This is a genomic window from Komarekiella delphini-convector SJRDD-AB1 (assembly GCF_014831675.1).
Classification (GTDB): Bacteria; Cyanobacteriota; Cyanobacteriia; order Cyanobacteriales; family Nostocaceae; genus Komarekiella.
In genome coordinates this window covers 1-22,831 of record NZ_VJXY01000064.1, presented here as the reverse complement: position 1 = coordinate 22,831, position 22,831 = coordinate 1, and the positions used below count along the sequence as shown (strand labels likewise).

Annotated in this window: 14 protein-coding genes; 6 read left to right on the top strand and 8 right to left on the bottom strand. The window is 42.5% G+C overall.

Features of this window, described 5'->3' with window-relative positions:
* Together FNW02_RS32755 and FNW02_RS32750 are read left to right on the top strand one after the other, a co-directional pair.
* Entirely contained in the window at positions 1-3,261 is a 3,261-nt protein-coding gene (locus tag FNW02_RS32755) for a non-ribosomal peptide synthetase (RefSeq protein ID WP_191761640.1), read from the top strand.
* 363 nt (positions 3,262-3,624) lie between these two features.
* Entirely contained in the window at positions 3,625-5,121 is a 1,497-nt protein-coding gene (locus FNW02_RS32750) for a glycosyltransferase (RefSeq protein WP_191761638.1), read from the top strand.
* 42 nt (positions 5,122-5,163) lie between these two features.
* On the opposite strand, the gene FNW02_RS32745 is transcribed toward FNW02_RS32750, so the two are convergent.
* On the bottom strand, positions 5,164-6,264 hold the full coding sequence (locus FNW02_RS32745) for an alpha/beta fold hydrolase (protein WP_225226076.1): 1,101 nt from the start codon (positions 6,262-6,264) through the stop codon (positions 5,164-5,166).
* A gap of 175 nt (positions 6,265-6,439) precedes the next feature.
* Here FNW02_RS32745 and FNW02_RS32740 point away from each other — a divergent pair, with 175 nt between their 5' ends.
* A complete protein-coding gene (locus FNW02_RS32740; protein ID WP_191761635.1) occupies positions 6,440-11,152 on the top strand; it encodes a non-ribosomal peptide synthetase in 4,713 nt (1,570 codons plus the stop codon).
* Positions 11,153-11,181: 29 nt separating this feature from the next.
* Here the strand turns inward: FNW02_RS32740 and FNW02_RS32735 are convergent, their stop codons facing one another.
* The 7 genes from FNW02_RS32735 to surE all read right to left on the bottom strand — a co-directional run bounded on the left by FNW02_RS32735 (position 11,182) and on the right by surE (position 20,656).
* Positions 11,182-11,709: a DUF937 domain-containing protein gene (locus FNW02_RS32735; RefSeq protein ID WP_191761633.1), complete on the bottom strand. Its 528-nt coding sequence runs from the start codon at positions 11,707-11,709 to the stop codon at positions 11,182-11,184.
* A gap of 133 nt (positions 11,710-11,842) precedes the next feature.
* The gene (locus tag FNW02_RS32730; RefSeq protein ID WP_225226075.1) at positions 11,843-14,245 is read right to left on the bottom strand and encodes a DUF4912 domain-containing protein; all 2,403 of its coding nucleotides are present in this window, start codon (positions 14,243-14,245) and stop codon (positions 11,843-11,845) included.
* A gap of 537 nt (positions 14,246-14,782) precedes the next feature.
* Positions 14,783-15,742 (bottom strand): DNA polymerase III subunit delta', encoded by a 960-nt coding sequence (locus tag FNW02_RS32725; RefSeq protein ID WP_191761632.1) that lies wholly within the window; start codon positions 15,740-15,742, stop codon positions 14,783-14,785.
* Between the two features lie 102 nt (positions 15,743-15,844).
* Positions 15,845-16,753, bottom strand: coding sequence for an AAA family ATPase (locus FNW02_RS32720; RefSeq protein WP_191761631.1), 909 nt, complete (start codon positions 16,751-16,753; stop codon positions 15,845-15,847).
* Positions 16,754-17,113: 360 nt separating this feature from the next.
* Complete coding sequence (locus FNW02_RS32715; RefSeq protein ID WP_191761629.1) at positions 17,114-18,262, bottom strand: bifunctional riboflavin kinase/FAD synthetase; 1,149 nt, start codon at positions 18,260-18,262, stop codon at positions 17,114-17,116.
* 412 nt (positions 18,263-18,674) lie between these two features.
* Positions 18,675-19,571, bottom strand: a complete 897-nt coding sequence (locus FNW02_RS32710) for an MBL fold metallo-hydrolase (RefSeq protein ID WP_191761627.1) — start codon at positions 19,569-19,571, stop codon at positions 18,675-18,677.
* A 287-nt stretch (positions 19,572-19,858) separates the two neighbouring features.
* A complete protein-coding gene (gene surE, locus FNW02_RS32705; protein ID WP_191761652.1) occupies positions 19,859-20,656 on the bottom strand; it encodes a 5'/3'-nucleotidase SurE in 798 nt (265 codons plus the stop codon).
* Positions 20,657-21,062: 406 nt separating this feature from the next.
* On the opposite strand from surE, the gene pheS reads away from it, so the two are divergent.
* From pheS to FNW02_RS32690, 3 genes are read left to right on the top strand one after another with little or no spacing between them, the layout of a single operon-like run.
* Positions 21,063-22,055: a phenylalanine--tRNA ligase subunit alpha gene (pheS, locus tag FNW02_RS32700; RefSeq protein ID WP_191761626.1), complete on the top strand. Its 993-nt coding sequence runs from the start codon at positions 21,063-21,065 to the stop codon at positions 22,053-22,055.
* 54 nt (positions 22,056-22,109) lie between these two features.
* A complete protein-coding gene (locus FNW02_RS39165; RefSeq protein ID WP_225226074.1) occupies positions 22,110-22,538 on the top strand; it encodes a BrnT family toxin in 429 nt (142 codons plus the stop codon).
* Positions 22,501-22,722 carry a hypothetical protein gene (locus tag FNW02_RS32690; protein ID WP_225226079.1) on the top strand — a complete coding sequence of 74 codons (222 nt, stop codon included), beginning with the start codon at positions 22,501-22,503 and terminating at the stop codon, positions 22,720-22,722. Before FNW02_RS39165 ends, FNW02_RS32690 begins: the two co-directional genes overlap by 38 nt.
* The last annotated feature ends 109 nt before the right edge of the window (positions 22,723-22,831 follow it).

Here is a 22,831-nt window from a genome sequence, read left to right as displayed (position 1 = left end):
ATGTCTTCTGAAGAGGTATTTGTCTTTCCAGTATCTTTTGCCCAACAACGGTTATGGTTCCTCGACCAGTTGATCCCTGACAATACTATTTATAATGTGCTGACAGTAATTCGCTTAACAGGTTCGCTTAACTTAACAGCACTGGAGCAGACTTTTAACGAAATTGTGCGTCGCCATGAAACCTTACGCACGACGTTTATAGTGTTGGATGGGCAACCCCTACAGGCAATTGCACCCAGCTTAACAATACCTATTTCTGTATTAGATCTCCAGCTACTACCAGATGGAGAAAGAGAGTTAGAAGCAAGAAGGATTGTTAACGCAGAGATAGAACATCCTTTCGATTTATTTTCCGGGCCATTGCTGCGAGTGAAGTTGCTTGTGCTTTCCAACACAGAAAATATTCTATTACTGAATATGCATCACATTATCTGTGATGATTGGTCTATTGGGGTGCTGATTCGGGAACTGGGAACGCTGTACACAGCTTTTGTACAGAACCGAACTGCGCTTCTATCAGAACTGCCTCTTCAATACGCCGACTTTGCTCACTGGCAACGCGAGTGGTTACAAGGAGAAGTACTGCAAACACAGTTAACTTATTGGCAGCAGCAATTAAATGGTATTTCTATGCTGCATTTGCCTACCGACAAACCAAGACCAGCTATACAAAGCTATCAAGGAGCAACACAATTTTTTGAGTTACCAAAAAAGCTAACTGATGCACTAGAAAAGCTTTCGCAGCAAGCAGGAGTCACCTTTTTTATGACGCTGCTGGCAGCATTTAAAACTTTACTCTATCGCTATACACATCAAGAAGATATTGCGGTTGGTTCGCCAATTGCTAACCGTAATCGCAGCGAAATTGAGGGTCTAATTGGTTTTTTTGTCAATAGTTTAGTACTACGCAGCAATTTATCTGGAAATCCAACTTTTCGAGAACTTTTAGGCAGAGTCCGAGAAGTAACACTAGGAGCTTATAGCCAGCAAGATTTGCCATTTGACAAGCTAGTTGAAGAACTGCATCCAGAGCGCAACTTGAGCCATCATCCGTTATTTCAAGTAGTGTTTAGTTTCCAGAATGCGCCAATGTCGGTACTAGAACTGTCTGGATTAGTACCTAGCTTTATGAATATTGACTTAAAAAAAACCCGCTTTGATTTAGAACTACACTTATGGAAATGTTCTGATGATTTTAGGAGCTTATGGGGTGCAAACTGGGAGCATTCTGAAGGACTCCGTGGCGTAATAGTTTACAACACAGATGTGTTTGAGCAAGCTACCATTAGCCGAATGCTAGAGCATTTTAAAACTCTGTTGTCAAGCATTGTTGTAAATCCAGAACAACGCATTGCAAATTTACCACTATTAAGTGAAGTGGAGCTACATCAGGTATTAGTGGAATGGAATAACACTCAGGCAAATTATCCTCATGATAAGTGTATCCATCAATTGTTTGAAGAACAGGTACAGCATCATCCTGATTCTATAGCATTAATCTTTGGTAACGAGCAACTCACTTATCAAGAGTTGAATAATCGCAGCAATAAACTAGCACAATACTTACAAAAAATTGGAGTAGGTTCAGAAATCTTAGTAGGTATTTGCATTCCACAGTCTCTAGAAATGATAGTTGGGTTATTAGGTATTTTGAAAGCAGGAGGAGCATATCTTTCTTTAGATCCTAGCTATCCTCAAGAACGCCTAAAGTTTATGCTGGAAGATGCACAGGTTTCAGTGTTGCTAACACAAGAAAACTTGCTCAAGTCGTTTGAATGTTTCATCAATCCAATCGTTTGCATAGATAAAGACTGGAATATTATTACTCAAGAAAACAAAAATAACCTTGAAAATAACGTTACATCTAACAATTTAGCTTATGTTATTTACACTTCTGGCTCTACAGGAAAACCCAAGGGAGTAGCTATAGCTCACAAAGCTGTAAATCGGCTAGTGTGCAATACAAACTATATAAAATTGTCACCCTCAGATAAAATTGCCCAAGCCTCAAACACTTCTTTTGATGCAGCAACATTCGAGATTTGGGGAGCGCTACTTAACGGCGCTCAACTTGTGGGTATTAGTAAAGATGTAATCCTTTCGCCTCATGAGTTTGCATTACAGCTACAACAAAAAGGCATTAGTGTATTGTTTTTAACCACAGCTTTATTTCAACAGATTATCAGAGATGTTCCGCAAGCTTTTGCTTCATTACAATATTTACTATTCGGTGGCGAGGCTGTTAATCTAAGATGGGTTAGAAAGATTATCAAATATGGTGCGCCAAAGCATTTAACTCATGTTTATGGCCCTACAGAAAATACAACATTTTCATCTTATTACCATATACAAGAATTACCAGAATCAGCTACATTTATTCCCATCGGTTGCCCGATCAATAATACACAAATTTATATATTAGATACCCATTTACAACCTTTGCCTATTGGTGTTATGGGCGAATTATATATTGGTGGTGATGGTTTAGCACGAGAATATCTCAATCATACGGAATTAACAGATGAACACTTTATTACGAAATATTTTAGTAATAAATCAAAAATACGTCTTTATAAAACGGGTGATTTAGCCCGCTATTTACCAGATGGCAATATTGAATTTTTAGGTCGGATTGACAATCAAGTCAAGATTCGTGGCTTCCGCATTGAATTATCAGAGATTGAAGCGGTGTTGAGTGAACATCCAGCAGTGAAAGAAACAGTAGTCATTGCTGATGAGGACATACCTGATAATAAGTATTTGGTGGCTTATATTGTTCTTAAGGCAGTAAAAGTATCAAATTTTGCATCTATAGTACGTAATTTTTTAAAAGAGAAGTTACCAGAATACATGATGCCAATAGCTTATGTGGTACTGGAATCAATACCATTAACACCTAATGGCAAAGTAGACCGTCGGGCTTTACTTAGACCCGATATAGTAACTTTCGATAGATATGATTATGTAGCACCGCGATCGCAAGTTGAAGAGTTACTTGGAGAAATTTGGGCTAAAGTCCTGCTAAAAGAGCAGATAGGCGTTTATGACAATTTCTTTGAATTGGGTGGTCATTCTCTCTTAGCGACTCAGTTAATTTCCCGAATCCGAGATAGCTTTCAAATAGATATAACTGTACGTAATTTGTTTGAAGCACCAACTATTGAACAACTTGCTAAATGCATTGACACAATGTCTTGGGCAACAAAAGGTGCAGATAAAACTGAAACTACGGGACAAGAACGAGAAGACGTTGAATTTTAAGGATAAACATCACTTTACTATTTATGTCATCCGATATATGTGCGCGAGCCGCAGTAGCGATTAACTTAAGCATTAGGAAAATGCGCGAATTAACTGTGTTTAAGCCAAAGGAACCAATAAAAGCCCTTTGACTTACTTTTTGAGCGTATTTTATGTATAGCCTCACTGCCTGTGTTTTTTAGTCTTGGGAGTTTTTAACAAGCTCACTAAGCTATTCTGCTGCCGTCTTCAGGCAAAAATTTTTACAAAAAGGCGTCGGGAAAACCATTCCTTAGTCAACAGTCAACACTCAACGTGAAATCCCATACTCTTTTAGGGGTGGGATGAACTTAATAGAAATCAACCTGTATTAGGAAGTGGGCGATGTACATTGGATTTCTCAACCCCCAAGGCAATTTTGATTCAGGCAATAGTCACATAACGAAACACCCAGATTTTGGGGGTCAGCTAATTTATGTTAAGCAAGTCGCCATAGCCATAGCTCAAATGGGTCATAAAGTTGATATTCTCACCCGTCAAATCATTGACCCGGAGTGGCCAGAGTTTGCTGAAACATTTGAGACATATCCAGGGGTCGATAACGTCCGCATTATCCGCTTACCAGCTGGGCCAAAAGAATTTCTGCCTAAAGAGTTGTTATGGCCTCATCTGTTTAGTGATTGGATACCCAACATCTTGAAATTTTATCAACAGGAAGGTGGCTTACCCGATGCTATGACTGCTCACTACGGCGATGGGGGACTGTGCGGTGTTCTGATTGAAGAGGAGACAGGCATACCTTTTACCTTTACTGCTCATTCTCTCGGCGCTCAAAAGATGGACAAATTGGAAGTCACCCCAGAAAATCTCACAGAAATAGACGAGCAATTTAATTTCAGATATCGCATTTTAGCCGAACGCTTAAGCATGAATCGCTCGGCCGTTAATATCACTAGTACACGACAGGAACGTTTTGAACAGTATTCTCATCGAGTCTATCGTGGTGCAGTGGATGTAAACAACGACAATCGCTTTGCAGTAATTCCACCGGGAGCAGATTTCTCCATTTTCGGTGCAAAGGCGCGTTCCGAAAACGAGGAGGCTACTAAAGAACTCATTCAGGAGCGATTGGCACGGGACATTGCAGAGCCACGTCGAGATTTGCCCGTCATCCTAGCATCCAGTCGATTAGAGCTTAAAAAAAACGTATTAGGGTTAGTGCAAGCCTTCGCAATGAGTCCAACACTTCAGGAACGAGCTAACTTGATGCTACTTACAGGGGGGCTGGACGATCCTTTACGAGAGGAGGCTAGTGACGACATAGCTGAAGAGGTATTAGCTCCCATTCGAGAGGTGGTCAAAGAAAACGACTTGTGGGGCAAGATCAGTGCATTTGGTTTGTTAGATCAGTCTCAAGAGTCACTGGCAGCAGCCTATCGGTTTATGGTTAAACGCCGCTCGGTGTTTGCGCTGACTGCACTCTACGAACCCTTTGGACTTGCTCCCTTAGAAGCAGCAGTTGCAGGTTTACCAGTGGTAGCAACCAAGAACGGTGGCCCTAGTGAGAGTTTGCGCCAAGGAAATCAGGAATATGGTGTACTCGTTGACCCAGAAGATCCTGCTGATATTGCACGGGGCTTGGAGCGGGTACTATGTGATGCCCAGGAGTGGGAGTATTTTGCCCAAGCTGGTCAGCAACGAGTGTTGAAGACGTACACTTGGGAATCTACTGCTGAAAACTACCTAACTTTGCTTGAGGAGATTGTATCTTCACCGGAAACCCACCCTCGTACTGAACTTCTGCCAATCCATCCCTACTTCCGTAATCCAGAATCGCAGACCGATGTTTTTTTGGAAGAATTAAGCGACCTTTACTTTTGAAGCAATCAAAAGGCACTAAGTACACTTAGTATTTAAATAAAGCTATGAGCAGCCAGCGCAAAACGTGCTGACTGCTTCGGCAAACTGCTGGTTTTGTTCCATCAATGCCATGTGTCCACCTGGTTTTAGGGTGACTCTTTCAGAGTAAGGTAATTCTGTTTTCATGCGATCGCTTGCCACAGGTTTAGTTGCTATGTCTGAAGCGCCGCAAACAACCAACACAGGAACGTTAATATTTGCAAGTGTTTCTGTTTCGTCAAATTTGAACATTGCCAGTGTGCCACGAGCCAGAACACCAGGCGAACCCAATGCTGATAATAGACCTGCAAAATTGAGTTGACCGCGTGTTTCAGTACCCGTAAATCCAGATAGTTCGACGGTGATATACAGGGAACCATTCAAATACGAGAGCCAAGTCATCAACCAAAAAATGGGCCACAGCACGGTAGTCAGGTACAATACAGGTTCGAGTAGCGGTTTCTGCAATTTACGTACCAGATTGCTAAAGATACAAGTTTTTACCGGATTGGTGTAAGTAGTATCCACAAGAATTAAGCCAGCCACCCGACTCCCTAATTGCTCTGGAAACAGGCGACAGAATGTCAAGTTAATCATGCCACCCATGCTGTGTCCTAGCAGGATAACGGGTTTATCCCCTGCTATGGCAACAACAGCTTCCAAATCACGGGCATATTTTTCTATAGAGTGATCGTTGTTTTTCGGTTTGGAAGATTTTCCTAGCCCTGGTAAATCCCAAACAATTACTCGGAAGCGATCGCTTAATTGTCGTTTGGCATAATACCATACAGTACTGTTTGGCCCCCAACCGTGTGACAAAATAATTGGTTGACCATCTTCAGGGCCAAAAAACTCTACTTGCAACACGCTCCCATCTGGACGTGACAAGCGCTGCACAGTTTTGCTACGCATAAACTTGGGTTCCTCGACTCCAGGACGGCGCAGCAGTGGCAAACTGATAAAACGACCGCCAAAAGTCCACAGAACCATTACTAATCCAGCCACTAAGTAGGACGTTCCTACAAGTTCTCGTTCATACCACTCATAGAGAATGTAGATTCCCCCACCAAGTACCCCAACGGACAGCAGTTGAAACAGCCATACAAGTAGAAAATTATGAGGCATGAATATCATGAGCCTAAACCTTGCGATACCTTGTTAACTGCTTTTAGCTTCATACCATAGTTAGAATCATCCAACTTTCACTCTCAAGAATGATTTATACAGTGTTGTAAGTGTGATAAAAAGGCTGGGTTAGTTAATAACTAATAAGTAATAACTGTTGCGAAGGGGTATAATTTTGAATACGGTTGAGTTTTTATCTTATCTTCGCAGCTTAGATATTCAAATTTTTATTGATAGTGAAAGGTTTCGTTGTAACGCGCCTGAAGGAATTATTACAGCAGAACTACGTGCAGAAATCCAAGAGCGTAAAGCAGAAATTATTGAATTTTTAAAAGCAACTAATCGTACTAATAACCACAGCTTTAGACCTATCGTACCTATTTCGCGATCAGGAAATCTTCCCCTCTCCTTTGCTCAACAACGGCTGTGGTTTCTTGACCAATTAATGCCTAATAATCCTTTCTATAATATTCCAGTAGCACTACATTTAACAGGTTCACTAAATTTAGCCGCGCTTGAGCAAACTTTTAACGAAATTGTGCGACGACACGAAGCTTTACGCACTACTTTTGTTATCAAGTCAGGGCAACCAGTTCAGGTAATTAATCCTACGCTAACAATATCGTTACCAGTAGTAGATTTACGGCAACTGCCACAAACCGAACGAGAAATACAAGCAAGACAATTCGCTATCCAAGAAGCTCAACGTCCTTTCAATTTATCAACTGATTCGTTGCTACGAGTCAAACTACTACGGTTGGATGAAACACAATACATCCTGCTGCTGAATATGCACCACGTTATCTCTGATGGTTGGTCTATTGGAGTACTGATTCAAGAAATAGCAGCACTCTACACAGCCTTTGCTAACAATCAGCCTTGTCCTCTAGCAAACCTTGCAATCCAATATGCAGACTTTGCATATTGGCAACGCCAATGGTTGCAAGGGGAAGTATTAGAAAAACAACTCGCTTACTGGCAGAAGCAATTAGACGAAATTTCTATATTAAATCTGCCAACCGACAGGCCAAGACCAGCCGTTCAAACTTATCAGGGTGCAAGGCAACCTCTGCAATTATCAAAAAGTTTGAGCGAAGCACTTTTAACTCTCGGACAGCAAGAAGGGGTAACTTTGTTTATAACCCTACTAGCAGCATTTAAAGTTTTACTTTACCGCTACACACAACAAGAAGATATTGCTATTGGTTCACCTATTGCCAATCGCAACCGTAGTGAGATTGAGGGATTAATTGGTTTTTTTGTCAATAGTTTAGTACTGCGTACCGACTTAAGTGGAAACCCAAGTTTTCGAGAATTGTTGAGTCAAGTTAAAGAAGTAGCTTTGGGAGCATACAGCCATCAAGATTTGCCTTTTGAAAAACTCGTAGAGGAACTGCATCCAGAGCGTAATTTGAATCAGAACCCGCTATTTCAAGTGGTATTTGCTCTGCAAAATGCACCTATGTCAGCATTAGAGTTGACTGGTTTAACTTTAAGTCCGCTACCATTTGATACGGGAACAACACGTTTTGATTTGGAGTTCCATCTGTGGGAGCCAAACACCCAAAATGGATTATGGGTAGATAGCTCAGAAGGAATTAGTGGTTTTGTAATTTACAGTACTGATTTATTTGATGACGCTACTATCACTAGAATGTTAAGACACTTCCAAACATTACTTGAGGGTATAGTCGCAAATCCAGAACAACGAGTTGCACAATTACAGCTTTTAAGCGAATCTGAGCTACATAATTTATTATTTGAATGGAATAACACTCAGTTAGATTATCCTCAAAATAAGTGTATCCATCAGTTATTTGAGAGCATTGCAGAGCAGAATCCTGATGCAACTGCACTAATATTTGGTGATGAGCAATTTAGCTACAAAGAGTTAAATATACGCAGTAACCAACTTGCACATTATCTCAAAAAATTAGGAGTTAAAACTGAAGTTTTAGTAGGACTTTGTGTAGAACGCTCTTTTGATATGGTAATTGGGATGTTGGGCATCCTGAAAGTAGGTGGAGTTTATGTACCTCTAGATCCCAGCTATCCATCTGAACGTTTGAATTTTATGCTCAAAGATGCTCAAGTCACAGTTTTATTAACTCACGAGCAATGGCTTGAACGTTTGGATAAGAAGAATTCAAAGATAATCTGTTTAGATAAGGATTGTGAAATTATTGCTCAAGAAATTGAAGATAATCTTCCTAGTGAAGTTGCAGCAGGCAACCTTGCTTATGTCATTTATACCTCTGGCTCAACAGGAAAGCCTAAAGGCGTACAAATTGAACATAGAGGATTATTAAATCTCGTTTTTTGGCATCAAAAAGCTTTTGCGGTTTCACCTATTGACCGAGTAACGCAGGTAGCTGGGATTGCATTTGATGCTTGTGGCTGGGAAATTTGGCCTTATCTTAGTGCTGGAGCAAGTATTTATATTGTAGATGATGAAATCAGGCGATCGCCTGAGCATCTTCAAAATTTCTTAATCTCACAAAAAATAACAATTTCCTTTTTACCAACACCTCTAGCAGAGAAGTTTTTATTATTAGATTTTCCTCAAGACGCAGCTTTACGAATATTACTTATAGGTGGAGAGAAACTAAATCAATATCCTTTAGCTTCTCATCCTTTTCAGGTAATTAATAATTATGGCCCAACTGAAAATACAGTTGTGACAACTTCAGGTCATATTTCTGTTAAGAATAAAGATGATTTAGCACCCGCAATTGGTCGTGCGATCGCCAATACCCAAGTTTATATATTAGATAAATATTTACAACCTGTACCTATTGGCATTTCAGGAGAGTTATATATAAGCGGTGATGGATTAGCGCGAGGTTATTTAAACCGTGCTGATTTAACTGCTGAATGCTTCATATATCATTGTTTTAATAATAAGTTAAAAGCACGAATTTATCAAACAGGTGATTTAGTCCGCTATCGAGTAGATGGCAACATTGAATTTTTAGGTCGCCTCGACGAGCAAGTAAAAATTCGTGGCTACCGCATTGAGTTGGGCGAAATTGAAGCAGTGCTGACTCAGCATCCAGTAGTACAGCAAACTGTAGTAATAATTCGTGAAGATGAACAGGAAAAGTCTATAGTAGCTTATGTGGTAGCGAAATCTGAATACAGCAGTCAGCAGGAGAATGTGCAATTAATACAATTGCAGAATGAGCAGGTTTTGCAATGGCAGATGCTCTACAACGAAACTTATAATCAACCTGCTGTTGATTCCGATCTAACATCCAATTTTATCGGTTGGAATAGTAGTTACACAAATCAGCCAATTCCAGCAGAACAGATGCATGAGTGGGTGAATAACCAAGTAGCGCAAATTTTGGCTTTGCAACCCAAACGAGTATTAGAAATTGGTTGTGGAACAGGTTTAATTCTATTCAGGATTGCACCTCATTGTACTAAATATTTTGGAACAGACTTTTCCCCAGTTTCACTTAACTACATCCAGCAGCAGTTAGAAAAGCAAGAAATGCCCCAAGTTACACTGTATCAGCAAATGGCTACTGACTTCGAGAAAGTAGAAACAGCAGCTTTTGATGCAGTCATTCTGAACTCAGTTGTACAATATTTTCCTACTATTGATTATCTAATTCGTGTATTAGAAGGTGCTGTGAAGGCAACTGCTACCGGCGGCTTTATCTTCATAGGAGATGTGCGTAGTTTGCCACTATTGCAAGCTTTCCATGCATCAGTGCAACTGGAGCAAGCTGAACCTTCCCTTACCCGCTCTGAGTTACAGCAACGGGTTCAAATGGAAATTTTCCAAGAAACAGAGTTGGTGATTCACCCAGATTTTTTTAGTGCAATAAAGCAATACTTTCCCCAGATTAGCCATGTACAAATTCAACTGCTGCGGGGACGCGATCGCAATGAATTAACTCAATTTCGATACAATGTGACTCTTCATATTGGTGATGAAACTACTAATAATACTGGAAAACCTTCAGTATTGAACTGGTCTGAAGATAATTTAACAGTGTCAGCAGTGCGTCAGTTCTTGATTGATAATAAACCAGAAGTATTATGCATTAATAATGTATCTAATGCGCGGGTGATGGCAGCAGTTAAAACAGCAGAATGGCTATCAGATGTAGAAGGTTTTAAAACTGTAGGTCAAATGCGTAAAGCTTTGCAAGAACTCGAAAAGTTAGGAGTAGAGCCAGAAGATTTTTATACATTGGATGTACCTTACGGAGTTGATATTACCTGGTCAGATTCAAGTATTCAAGGACACTATGATGTGGTTTTTGTAAGACAAGATGGAATAGCTAAGAGAACTATTTTTCCACATAGCACAACTCACTCTCGTGCCTGGCAATCTTACGCCAATAATCCCCTACAAGCCAAAGCTGCGCGTAAATTAGTGCCGCAGTTGCAGACTTACATAGCACAAAAACTGCCTGAGTACATGATGCCATCAGCTTTTGTAGTATTGGAGTCTTTACCTCTAACAGCTAATGGTAAAGTCAATCGCCGCGCCTTAAGAGCATTACATTTTGCAACTAAGCCTCAATTCTCTGAAAATTACATCGCACCTCGCACTCCTGTTGAACAAGTGTTAGTGAAAATTTTTGCTGAGGTTTTGGGGGTTAAGCAGGTAGGAATTTATGACAATTTCTTTGAATTAGGCGGTCATTCATTATTAGCAACTCAGCTTGTTTCTAGAGTGCGCGATGCCTTGCATATAGAGTTACCTTTGCGTAACGTATTTGAAGCACCGACAATTGCACAAATCTCTAAGGTAGTGGAAAGCTTTAAACAAAGCAATCCTCAAAGTCAAGCCCCAGTTTTAGTACCACTACCACGTGAAAATCGGCGGATTAAATTATCTTCTTTAAACGAAAAGAGTAAGGAGCGTTAATAGTATTTGAAAAAAATTCAATCCAATAATTATGTAGCGTGTGGATTAAGAAAACGATTGGCAAATTTCAGAACATCACCCATGTCTGTATTGCCATCGCGATCGCTATCCAGAAAACTATTCAACAGTGGATTTGAACCAAGAGTACCAGGTTTCGTAGAACCCATATTCAGCAGGGCTAAAACTCCTGAAGTTAGTGCTGGCAAAGCCGCTTGAATCACATTCGGACTCAGCCCGGTTCTTTGAGAAACAGTTTGCACAATTTGCTGCTGTAACTGAGGTGTCAGCAATTGCAAGCTAGATGCACCCATGCCACTACCCGCAACTTGACCAATGAGATTCTGGAATTGATTGCTACCAAGGGCTGATTGCTGTTGCTTGAGCACGGGACGAAGCGCATTACCCAAAACTGACATGACATTTTGTACTTGAGATGGTTGAATTCCTCGACTGACTATTAGTTGCTGAATTGAATTTGTGATTGACTCTAACTGGGTAACACTTCCCTGTTGATTGGGATTGTTAATTGCACTCAAAACATCAAAGAAAAGTCCCATAATTAATGTCCTCAATCTAAATTGATAAACTGCATGATGGAATAGTTTTTGACACTCCCCGCAATAAATTGACGTGGATTCTAGTGGTTGTCTAAGCAAAGATGCTCATTATAAATGGTGCAAAACGGCATAATTACGAATTACGAATTACCCCATCTGATGGCACATGAACGTGAAAGGAGCGAATAATGCTCAGCCAGCGATTGTCATCTGTGTAGTAACCCACTTCTGCAATGTAATCGCGATCGCTCATGGGAATTGCCACATGTTTGTCTTGGTCATGCTCATCACATACATATTCTTGGGTGCTGTGCGGCAACTGATTGTTGATATCAAGATTCGTCACATCATGAATTCGTAGCATAAACCTGCGTCCGCCTTGACGCCGTACATATGCTTTGTATTCATCTGAAATTTCCCAATAGGCATAAGCATCCTGAAAGTTGCGAGGTACCAGAATAATCCGGCAATCGCTTTTCATCACTGCATCAGTTGTGTGTAGACGGGCAGTAGCATGTCGTGAGACATTCTCATCAGGATAAGGCTGTTCTCTATCCCCTAATGACCGGGCCGCTGCCATTCCTGCTACTGCTGTGCTTCCGGCAATTGCAGCATTGGCTTTATTTGCTACATTGGATACATTGTCACTCCGCTCAAACACGGTTCCCGTATTAGATGAGGGTCTGGCTGCATTGTCCACTGAGAAAGTAGATGAAACTTTTGTAGGCGTTGAACGAGTAAGTTCTAACCAACGACCATCGTCAGTGACGTAGCCTAATTCTGCGACATAATCGCGATCGCCTTCAGCAATGGGGATATGTAAATCGGGTGTTGATTCATCACAGTCAAACTGGCGAAAATTGCGAGCAGGTAGCCGTTGCTGATCAATACCTGTAGTGTTGTAAACCCGAAGCGCCAGCTTGCGTCCACCTTGCCGTTGCAGTTCTGCCTTTTGTGCTTCAGGAACTTCCCAGTAAGCATAAACATCTCTGGAGTCGCGAGGTACTAGTATTAAACGACTTTCATCTTTTGTGATTCTAGGGCGATCACTCACTAAAGAATTAGCAGCAACACCTGTTGTGACTCCAGCAGTTGCCAGAGGGATAGTGCCAACAGGTTCGCAGGCGGGAACACGCACATGAGACGAACGAGCAATTTCTACCCAGCGATCGCTATTAGTCATATAACCAAGCTCAGCAATATAATCACGATTGTCTAATGCGATGGGAATGTGAATATCTTGCGCCTGTTCATCACAATCAAACTCCTTCATGCTGTGCGGCGTTTGACGATCCATATCAATATCGGTGACATCGTAAAGACGTACTTTCAAATTACGTCCACCTAGCCGTTGTAAGTCTTGTCTCACCTCATCTGGAACTTCCCAATAAGCATAAGCATCCCGGCAATTTCTGGGTGTGAGGATGATCCGACTCTCTGGAGTTCGTCGGACAGGAAGAGGTACGGGTGCTGCAACGGGAGCAGGGGCGGAATTAGTGGTATGCGTGCGCCGACTCAACAACCACCACAATAATCCACCTAGTAAAGGAAGTAATAATAATATCCACCAAGGGAATTCATCCCTAGATCTAGTTGCTGTTGTTGTAGGAATAGATACAGCAGCAGGAGTGGCGATAGCATTTGCAACCCTAGCTTCTTCCACGATTTGCTGATTCTCAGGAGCAGTTGCGTAGCCTAAAAATGCTTGTGCTGTCGGATTTGTAATCGGTCTTTGGTGAGCATATCCCAAAGGCTGAGAGAATGGATAACGGGGATCTGTTGGAAGAACGTTGTGTAGCGGGACAATTTGCACATTAGGATTGTTAATTACTTGATCTGCGATCGCATATCCAATGCCATCCGTTCCTAGTTTATTAATAACTGCTTCAGTGCTATCTTCTGATTTAACGGTATTTGCACCCGTTTTAAATGCAGCCGTCTTAAAAACTGGATAATTCTGAAATGATCGCCGCAAATCACTATTTTCTGGGCGATCAATCAAACGAATTGCTTGGGGAGAACCGCCAACTTGTGACCAGTTAGTAATTTCCCCCCGAAAGATTCTGGCGAACTGTTCAGAAGTCAGGCTATTCTTATACGGATTATCCCTTCCAAGAATTACAGCAATCTTATTACGGGTTACGGGAGTGCTTACAAGCCCTCGTGCTTTCTCTTCTTCAGTTAGCGATCGCCCAATTGCAGCCAAATCAATCTTTCCATTCGGCAATGCTTTTAAAGCTGCATCTGTTCCATCGTATGCTGTCTTAACGTCTGTACCGGGAAACTTAGCTTCAAATCGCTCCGCTAGTGCTTGATTAATCTTTTCCATGCTAGTTGTGCCATTTATCTGCACTGCTGTACCGCTAGGAACAGATTGCGGAACCGGAAAAGAAGTACTAACACCTGATGATTGGGCAAATGCAGGCAGAATAATCAAAGAGACTGCTGAGATAGAAGTAGCAGTAAAGGCAAATAAAATTGCTCCTGATGATAGTATTTTTTGTTGATGAAACATCTTAGCAACATGTTTTTTCATAGTAAAAGACCCCCGCCACAGACGGAGGTGAATTCAGTACCAGTAGTAACAGAATAATTAACTTACCAGCCCAGACAAGGCTTTGGTAAAACTACCTTCATTCTCGCTATTCAGATGCCGATTAATTCCTTCTTTAGATATAAATTATTGAGCATACTATCTATCAAAAAATACCTCCCTTGAGGTGAGGTAAGAAGTTTGATTCTATGACAATTGTTTTTGAAACGCTTAAGCTTCAATCCTTGCTGAGACTAACTTTAAATCCCTCTGTCTTTTCTTTGTTTTTTCGTGTCTTCGTGTTTTCTCTGCAAAACGCTGCGCGAACGTGGTTCATTATCACCCCATCTTTAGCACAACAAAGATTATAGGACTTACGCAAAAACCCTCTCAAACTCTCATTCCTCCGTGACCCCTGCGCCCACCGAAGTTTTGAGCGGCGGAAGCCGCCGCTCAAACTTCTCTCTGCGGTAGCCTGCGGCAAGCCGCTCCGCGTCTACGTTTTTCCGTCACCTGTGCGTAAGTCCTAGATTATACGAATTAGTAATTAATTTGACACAATGATATTAGAGTACATTCCCAAACTAGTCGTGGCTGGGCGTAAAAAAGTAGATATTTACGAGCTTGTTCTAATTGATTGATAATCTTGGGCTGATGCCATTGTTGCCAGTAATACTGTTGGAGATAATCGACTAACCATAGTTGTGCCTCTGTATCTAAATCGTGATCAATTTTCTTAGCTAACTCCAAAGCATTACGGTAGGATGAAGGCGCTTTTGTGAGGTTTTGAAGTAATTCCGGGGGAATGGCTTGTAATTGCTCGTAAGATGCGATCGCACTTCCAGGACTGCCAGATGCTAAGCTCAAAACTGTCTGATGCTGCAAAAGTTCCTGATGACCCGTTTGAGTGAGTACCTGAGTTAAAGACTGTGTATCTAAGCTATAAAAAGGGATGCGTTGACAACGTGACACCAAAGTTGGCAACACAGACTCAGGCGTAGGTGCAATTAAAATCAACGTTGCCTGTCCTGGTTCTTCTAAAGTCTTTAGCAAGGCATTTGCTGCTGCTTCCGCCATTGTTTGAGCTTCCTCCAGCACTACTAAATTTCTCGGTGCTTCCAACGGCGGACGACTCAAAAATTGGGTAATTTCACGAACTTGCTCTAGTCGAATTACAGGCGGTGCTTTGCGCTTCAGCCCTTTTTCTGCGGCTTCGGCTGCTGTCAGTCTTTGCCCTTGGTATTGGTACGTTGGTTGCACCCATAATAAAGCTGGGTGATTGCCTTGACGCAAACGATTTCGTAAAGACGTAATTACTTGTGTCTTTACAAAACTAGAAAATAGCAACTCTATAAAACATCGTGCCGCTAAACTCCGTCCTACACCATCTGGCCCCACAAATAGGTAAGCTGGGGCAACCCGGTTCTGTCTAACAGCCTGAGTGAGTAATTCTATAGCTTGCCGTTGCCCTACAAGTTGTGCAAATGGATCATTAGTCATTAATTAATTGTTACCGAACAATTCGCAATTCGCAGTGACGCTTGTTCCTTTATAGGAGACGCTGCGCTATCGCAATTGCGGACAAAATGATTAATTCTTAGATTAAGGTATGGGAAGCGATCGCAATAATCGCTCAACAACGGTTCTAGAACTGCGTCCTCCCCTAGGGATAATTCGATGGCAAAGAACGTGAGGAGCAAGAAATTTTACATCATCGGGAATGGCGTAATCACGTCCTAATAAAAAAGCTAGCGCTTGGGTAGCCCGTTGCAATCCGACTGTGCCGCGCGGACTGACCCCAAGGGCGATTTCCTCATCTTGCCGTGTTGCCCTCACCAATTCGAGGATGTACTGTTGCAAGGAGGCTGCGACTCTTACCTGAGAACAGATGTCACGTAATTCTTGTACTTCTGCCAAAGTAATACAAGGTTGTAAATCAGCAACCTTAACACCCTTTTGAAGGCTTTGCAGCATTTGGAGTTCTTCTGCTTCAGAAGGATAGCCCAAACTTAACGACAACATGAATCGATCCATTTGCGCTTCTGGCAGAGGAAAAGTACCTTGATACTCAATGGGGTTTTGAGTGGCAATGACAAAGAAGGGCTGGGGAACTGCACGAGAAACACCATCAACCGTTACCTGATACTCTTCCATTACTTCCAGCAAAGCTGACTGAGTGCGGGGTGTAGCACGGTTGATTTCGTCAGCTAGCAACACATTGGCAAATATTGGCCCAGGAAGAAAAGTAAATTCGCCACTTTTTGGGTTCCAAATGTTAGTACCAGTAATATCAGTTGGCAGCAAATCCGGGGTGCATTGTAGCCGTTGAAATTTGCCATCCACAGAGCGAGCCAGGGATTTAGCGAGCAGGGTTTTGCCAACTCCAGGAACATCTTCTAATAGGGCATGACCACCGCCTAATAGAGCGACTAGCACTAAGCGTATGGCCTCGCTTTTGCCAACAATAGTACGAGCCAGATTTTGTGTTAAAGCGTCAATTTTTTCTCTCATGCACTGTGCGATTGGGGACTGGGGAACTCGAGGCCCCCTCTGGGGATAAGGGGCAATGGGGACTGGGGAAGGGGGATTGTCAGTGATTTTTGACTATGCCCTATGACGGCAGTTGCTCCACCTGGGGAAACCCCAAGACCGCACTGCCTCCCCCATGCCCGATTTATTGTTCCCACTCAGCACCTCAAAACTCAGCACTCAGCACTTAAATCAGTGAACAGTGAACAGTAAACAGTAAACAGTTGGGGGATTTAAACCCGACTGATAGCGCCTGGAACTAATCGGTTTTGGGTTATTAGTTTTCAGTTGGAAGTACTCGCCCCCTTAGTGGTTCCCCTTAAACCCAATTATGTTTACCGTTTACTGTTTACTGTTTACTGTTAAAACTTCTCTAGCAGCAATGCAATCAAGTTGAATTTGTGTTTTCAAGGCTTCTAGAGAAGGAAATTTTTGCTCAGGTCGTAAAAATTTTGCCAGTTGCACGACCAGCTTTTTGCCATATAAGTCACCAGACCACTCAAACAAATGTACTTCCGCAGATGAATAAGTACCATTTACAGTTGGGCGGTTGCCGATATTCATTACACCCAAGATCGGACTAGCATTTGGTGGCTCACCGAAATTGAAAACGCGGACAGCATAAACCCCTTGGCGAGGCAAAAACTTTTCTTTTGGGAGTTGGAGGTTGGCGGTGGGAAAGCCGATAGTTCTACCCAGTTGTTGACCTTGAACAACAACACCGATTAGGGTGTAAGGGCGTCCTAGCAATAGATTTGCGTTTTCAATGTCGCCGCGCTCAAGTGTTTGGCGGATTAGTGAAGTGCTAATACGCGCTTGCTGTGTTTGAGCAATATTAACATCACTGCTTTGTGGGGATACACCTGTATAACTTTGCAAGGGAACGATAGTAACTGGAATACCGTACTTGGCAGCGAGTAATTGCAAATCTTTAGCTGTACCACTGCGTTTTTCACCAAAACAAAAATCTTCTCCGATACTAATTCGCTGACATCGCAGTTGTTGCACGAGAATTTTTTCTACGAACTCTTCGGGAGTTAAAGCAGATAATTCTTTGTCAAAAGGCAGCAGTACCAGTTGTTCTACCCCAAGCGATCGCAATTGTTCGACTTTTTCATCCAGTGGCGTTAACAAAGTCCGGGGTTGTCCCGTAAAAAACTCCTGTGGATGGGGATGAAAGGTGACAACTGTCGAGTATACACGTTCGTTTGGTGATGCTAGGGGTGCAGAAGAGGAGGGAATGGGGGGATGAGAGGATGGCGGGAAAGATGAAGAATTCCTTTCTTTTCCAATCTCCCTCTCTCCCTCTCTCCGCCTCTCCTCTCCCCCTTCCTCTTGTCTCCTTGCTTGCTGTAAAACTGGTTGAATTACTCTTTGATGACCAAGATGGACACCGTCAAACTTGCCAAGAGCAACAGCGGTTGGTGTTAGAGCCAGTTCGGTCGAAGAAGCAACCCACACAGAACACCCATTTTGAGACAGATTTAGCACGTGGATTCTGGATTTTAGGTTTATTTTAGCTATCAGCAGGAAGCTACTCTATGGTAAACCGCCTTGGGGAGGACAGACTTTGAAACTGTCGATGAGGTCTGTAGTACTATCAGCCAAAAGCCGAGCCTAGTAAAAGCCCAAGATCAGGTCTTATGCAATTAGCTTGGCTGCTAATTGCTGATTCTAGGGAAACCCACACACTGGAGCTAAAAAGGCTCTAGTTTCGTACTGAGGCTGCGACGCAGTACCCTACAGCCCTAAGAAAAGGCATTTTTGGGCATTTGTGCTGTGTTTATCAACCTACAAAACGTGTCCTCCGATTTTTGTCGTGTACCCAACAGGTACGCTCTCGTGCTGAAAGCTCTTGATCACCAATCTAATCTAAAATCTACAATTGCTTCGACTGCAACCTTTAGGCGGAAAACTTGCTGACAGGAAAAGATTCTGATAAGGTAGCTGAGACGGGAACCTGGAGTACCATTCCTTCACGTGCCATAATTGCCCCAGAAAATTTCGCCGCTGCTTGTTCTCCTACACAATCTAAAAAATCGTCATTGTGTGCAGGGTCGTGATGATAAATCACTAAAGTTTTGACGTTAGCTGCTTGTGCTACTTTTACAGCTTCTTGCCAAGTAGAATGTCCCCAGCCAATTTTTGGAGATTTTGGGCAATGATATTCGTCATCAGTATAGGTGGAATCGTAGATCAAAATGTCGGCATTACGAGATAACCACAGTACATTTTCATCTAGTCGGTCAGGATAATGTTCAGTATCAGTAATGTAAACAGCAGCGCCACCAAGCCAGTTGACTCGGTATCCTACAGCTTCACCCGGATGGTTTAAAGGTGATGTTTCTACGGTAATGTCATCAATGTATATTGGTTGCCCTGATTGAATGTCATGGAAGTTTAAATTGGCTTGCATAATCTGCAAGGGTACAGGAAAATTCGGGTGGAGCATTTGGTCATTCAACCGCTGTTCTATGGTGGAACCATCGGGAGCGATCGCGCCATAAATATGAAAGTTATTCCCTTTGACAAATCCTGGACTGAAAAAGGGAAAACCCTGCATGTGATCCCAATGCGAATGGGTGAAAAATATATGAGCTTCTGTAGGCATTTGGCGCAACAAAGATTGCCCCAAAACATGCAGTCCTGTACCACCATCGAAGATTAAGCGTTTACCGCCCACTTGCATCTCAACGCAAGGGGTATTACCGCCATAACGGACGGTGTGTGGCCCTGGACTGGGGATGCTGCCGCGAACGCCCCAAAATTGCACAGTAAATTGTTTCTCTATCCTAGACATGGGTGTTGGCTTGCTGGACTGAGCGGGCGATAAATCGAAAAAATTGTCACTTGTTTTGTCTAAGTTTATGCTGTCTCACTGCTTTTAGCAGAAGGTGATTTATTGGTAAAACAGCATACTCTGTTTACGACTGATTTTGTGAAGTGGATAAGGTACTACAAAGCACAAGTTTCAAGTTATGGCTGCGTATGTATATTAGTTATCTCAAGAGTGCTCCTACTTTATAGCCTACATTTTTCTGTAATGCATTTGCCTAACTTCAAATAGCTAGCCGTGAATAAAATGATTCAGGGAAGCCTAAATTCCCACTGAGATAATTTATCCAGTCCGGTTGCATAAGTGAGATTGTATTGTAAGGGCGTTATACTGATGTGGTTTTTGCGGATAACATGTACATCCAGGGGTATGTTTTGAGGCAAGTTCAACCCTGATGGAGGCTCCACATCTTCAATTACTTCTCCGGTTAACCAGTAGTACGTTTTTCCACGGGGATCGACTCGCTTATCAAATACATCAATGTAGCGCCGCACTCCCTGACGGGTAAGAGTGACTCCGGCAATTTCTTCCCACTTAACAGCAGGAATATTAACGTTGAGCAACATCAAATCGGGTATTGGCTTTTGTGCTAATTGCTCCACTAAAATTCTGGCAAAATTAGCAGCAGGTTGAAAGTCTTTAGAGGTGTGACTGGTAAGACTCAGCGCCACACTGGGAATGCCTTCAATTAGACCTTCCATGGCCGCGGAAACTGTACCGGAATAAAGAATTTCCGTTCCCAAATTCGCACCTTGATTAATGCCAGACAGAACCAAGTCGGGGGGAGACTCTAGCAAAGCCCACAGTGCCAATTTCACACAATCTGAAGGAGTGCCATCACAAGCCCAGGCATTGACAGCGGGATGAAAAAGTGCATCGACAATTTCGGCACGGATGGGCTGGTGCATGGTTAGTCCATGTCCAGTTGCCGATCGCTCCCTGTCTGGGCAAACTACGTTTACATCATGACCTGCTTCTGCCAAGCAGTTAGCTAGAGTACGAATACCTAGGGCAGAAATACCATCATCATTGCTAATCAGTAATTTCATAGTCATTAGTCATTAGTCACTTGTACTGAGTGGCTTGCCTTGAGAGGAGCCGAAAGGAGCCGTAAAGCCTGCGGCATAACTACGCTTAGGGCGGCCTTTCGTAGAGAAGTATTGATCATTTGTCTTTGAAGTTCTGTTTGCCAGTTCGCCTTTGGGCGTTCCCTGCGGGATCTTGTTACAGACTTCTTTCTTTGTGATTGGTCATTGGTCATTTGTCAATGTCAAGGGTCACAAGTTTAGAACAAAAAATATATATACATTCAATTAACTCTAAACTAGTAAACATAAGTCTAGCTTCGACCCTTACCTTTGATTTCAGCAATGGCACAATGCTCAGGCGATTTGTTGAGCAGTCTTGAGCTTTGGACTATAGACTAATGACTAATGACTAATGACTAATTAACCAATGACTAGCAATTTAGAGGCTCAACTTTTAGCACTGCGGCAAGAAGGAGAAAAAGCGATCGCAGCCGCCGATACCTTAGAACGCCTAGAAGAACTTAGAGTTAGCTATCTGGGTAAAAAGGGGCAACTAGGGGCACTGTTGCGAAGTATGGGGCAAATGAGTGCAGAAGAACGACCGAAAATTGGAGCGATCGCCAATACAGTCAAAGAGTCCCTGCAAACTAGTTTAGACCAGCAACGCGCCGCTCTAGAAGCCGCGCAAATCGAAGCACAGCTAGAAGCTGAAACTTTAGATGTGACTATGCCAGGTATTTACCGCCCTCAAGGTCGCATCCATCCCCTCAATGGCATTATTGACCGGGCGCTAGATATCTTTGTCGGTATGGGCTATACGGTGGCTCAAGGCCCAGAGATGGAAACAGATTATTATAATTTCGAGGCTCTCAATACCCCACCTGACCACCCCGCCCGTGATATGCAGGATACTTTCTACCTGCCAGATGGTAATCTCCTACGTACTCATACCTCGTCAGTACAAATTCGTTACATGGAAAGAGAGGACCCACCCATCCGGGTTGTCGCTCCAGGGCGAGTTTATCGGCGAGATAATGTAGACGCCACTCACTCGGCGGTTTTCCATCAAATAGAACTTTTAGCAATTGACGAGGGATTAACTTTTACAGACCTCAAGGGCACAATTAAGGTATTTTTACAGGCAATATTTGGTGATTTGCCTATTCGCTTCCGCGCCAGTTATTTCCCGTTTACAGAACCCTCCGCTGAGGTAGATTTGCAGTGGAATGGTCGCTGGCTGGAAGTGATGGGCTGCGGTATGGTCGATCCAAATGTACTTAAATCTGTAGGTTACGACCCAGAAGTTTATACCGGATTTGCCGCCGGTTTTGGTGTAGAACGCTTTGCAATGGTGTTACATCAAATTGATGATATTCGCCGCTTATACACTAGTGATTTGCGGTTTTTACAGCAATTTTAAGGAAGCGATCGCTTTAAATAATCAGGCATTTACTAAATCTCTTGCAAAAATCTATTGGATGAAAATGGAACCACAGATAAATACCGATTAATAATATCAATTCTTAAAAAGAAGGCTACATATTTAATCTGGCTTGCCAAATTAAATTTTACTTTCTTAATAGAAATTAGGAATTGTATTATCTGTGGTTCTAAATATAATTGGCTGATGCGGTTCACTTGGGATGAAAATAAGCGGCAATTAAATTTGGGCAAACACGGGTTTGATTTCGTGGATGCTTCCCAGGTTTTTGAAGGTGTAACATTCACGTTTGAAGATGAGCGCTATGCTTATGGAGAACAGCGCTTTATTACACTGGAACTATTACGTAGGCGAGTGGTAGTGATTGCCCATACAGAAGTTGGGGATGAAATTCGTGTAATTTCGATGAGGGAGGGAACTAAACGTGAGCAAATCATTTTTTTTCAAAGCCTCTCAAACTGATTGGCAGAGGATTGATGCAATGCAAGATGAGGACATTGATCTTTCTGACATTCCAGAAGTGAGTGAAGAACAAATGAAACAAGCAGTGCTGCGGGTTGGGGGAAAACCTGTTGAACGGGGTCAACAGCGTGTCGATATCCTCCTAGATGCTTTCATCGTGGAATACGTGCGCCGTGACAGTTAACGCGGTATCCCCAACTAAGTTGGAAAAGACTAAGAAGAATGTCTTTAAGTCAACCAACTTACCTGGAGTCGAAAGACAAAAGGGACAACAGCATGTTGGTAAAGCCGGA

Bases quoted from the DNA above. Each gene is read 5' to 3' on its own strand.
- FNW02_RS32755 (WP_191761640.1), top strand. From the start codon at position 1: ATGTCTTCTGAAGAGGTATTTGTCTTTCCAGTATCTTTTGCCCAACAA.
- FNW02_RS32750 (WP_191761638.1), top strand. From the start codon at position 3,625: ATGTACATTGGATTTCTCAACCCCCAAGGCAATTTTGATTCAGGCAAT.
- FNW02_RS32745 (WP_225226076.1), bottom strand. From the start codon at position 6,264: ATGCCTCATAATTTTCTACTTGTATGGCTGTTTCAACTGCTGTCCGTT.
- FNW02_RS32735 (WP_191761633.1), bottom strand. From the start codon at position 11,709: ATGGGACTTTTCTTTGATGTTTTGAGTGCAATTAACAATCCCAATCAA.
- FNW02_RS32730 (WP_225226075.1), bottom strand. From the start codon at position 14,245: ATGAAAAAACATGTTGCTAAGATGTTTCATCAACAAAAAATACTATCA.
- FNW02_RS32725 (WP_191761632.1), bottom strand. From the start codon at position 15,742: ATGACTAATGATCCATTTGCACAACTTGTAGGGCAACGGCAAGCTATA.
- FNW02_RS32720 (WP_191761631.1), bottom strand. From the start codon at position 16,753: ATGAGAGAAAAAATTGACGCTTTAACACAAAATCTGGCTCGTACTATT.
- FNW02_RS32710 (WP_191761627.1), bottom strand. From the start codon at position 19,571: ATGTCTAGGATAGAGAAACAATTTACTGTGCAATTTTGGGGCGTTCGC.
- surE (WP_191761652.1), bottom strand. From the start codon at position 20,656: ATGAAATTACTGATTAGCAATGATGATGGTATTTCTGCCCTAGGTATT.
- pheS (WP_191761626.1), top strand. From the start codon at position 21,063: ATGACTAGCAATTTAGAGGCTCAACTTTTAGCACTGCGGCAAGAAGGA.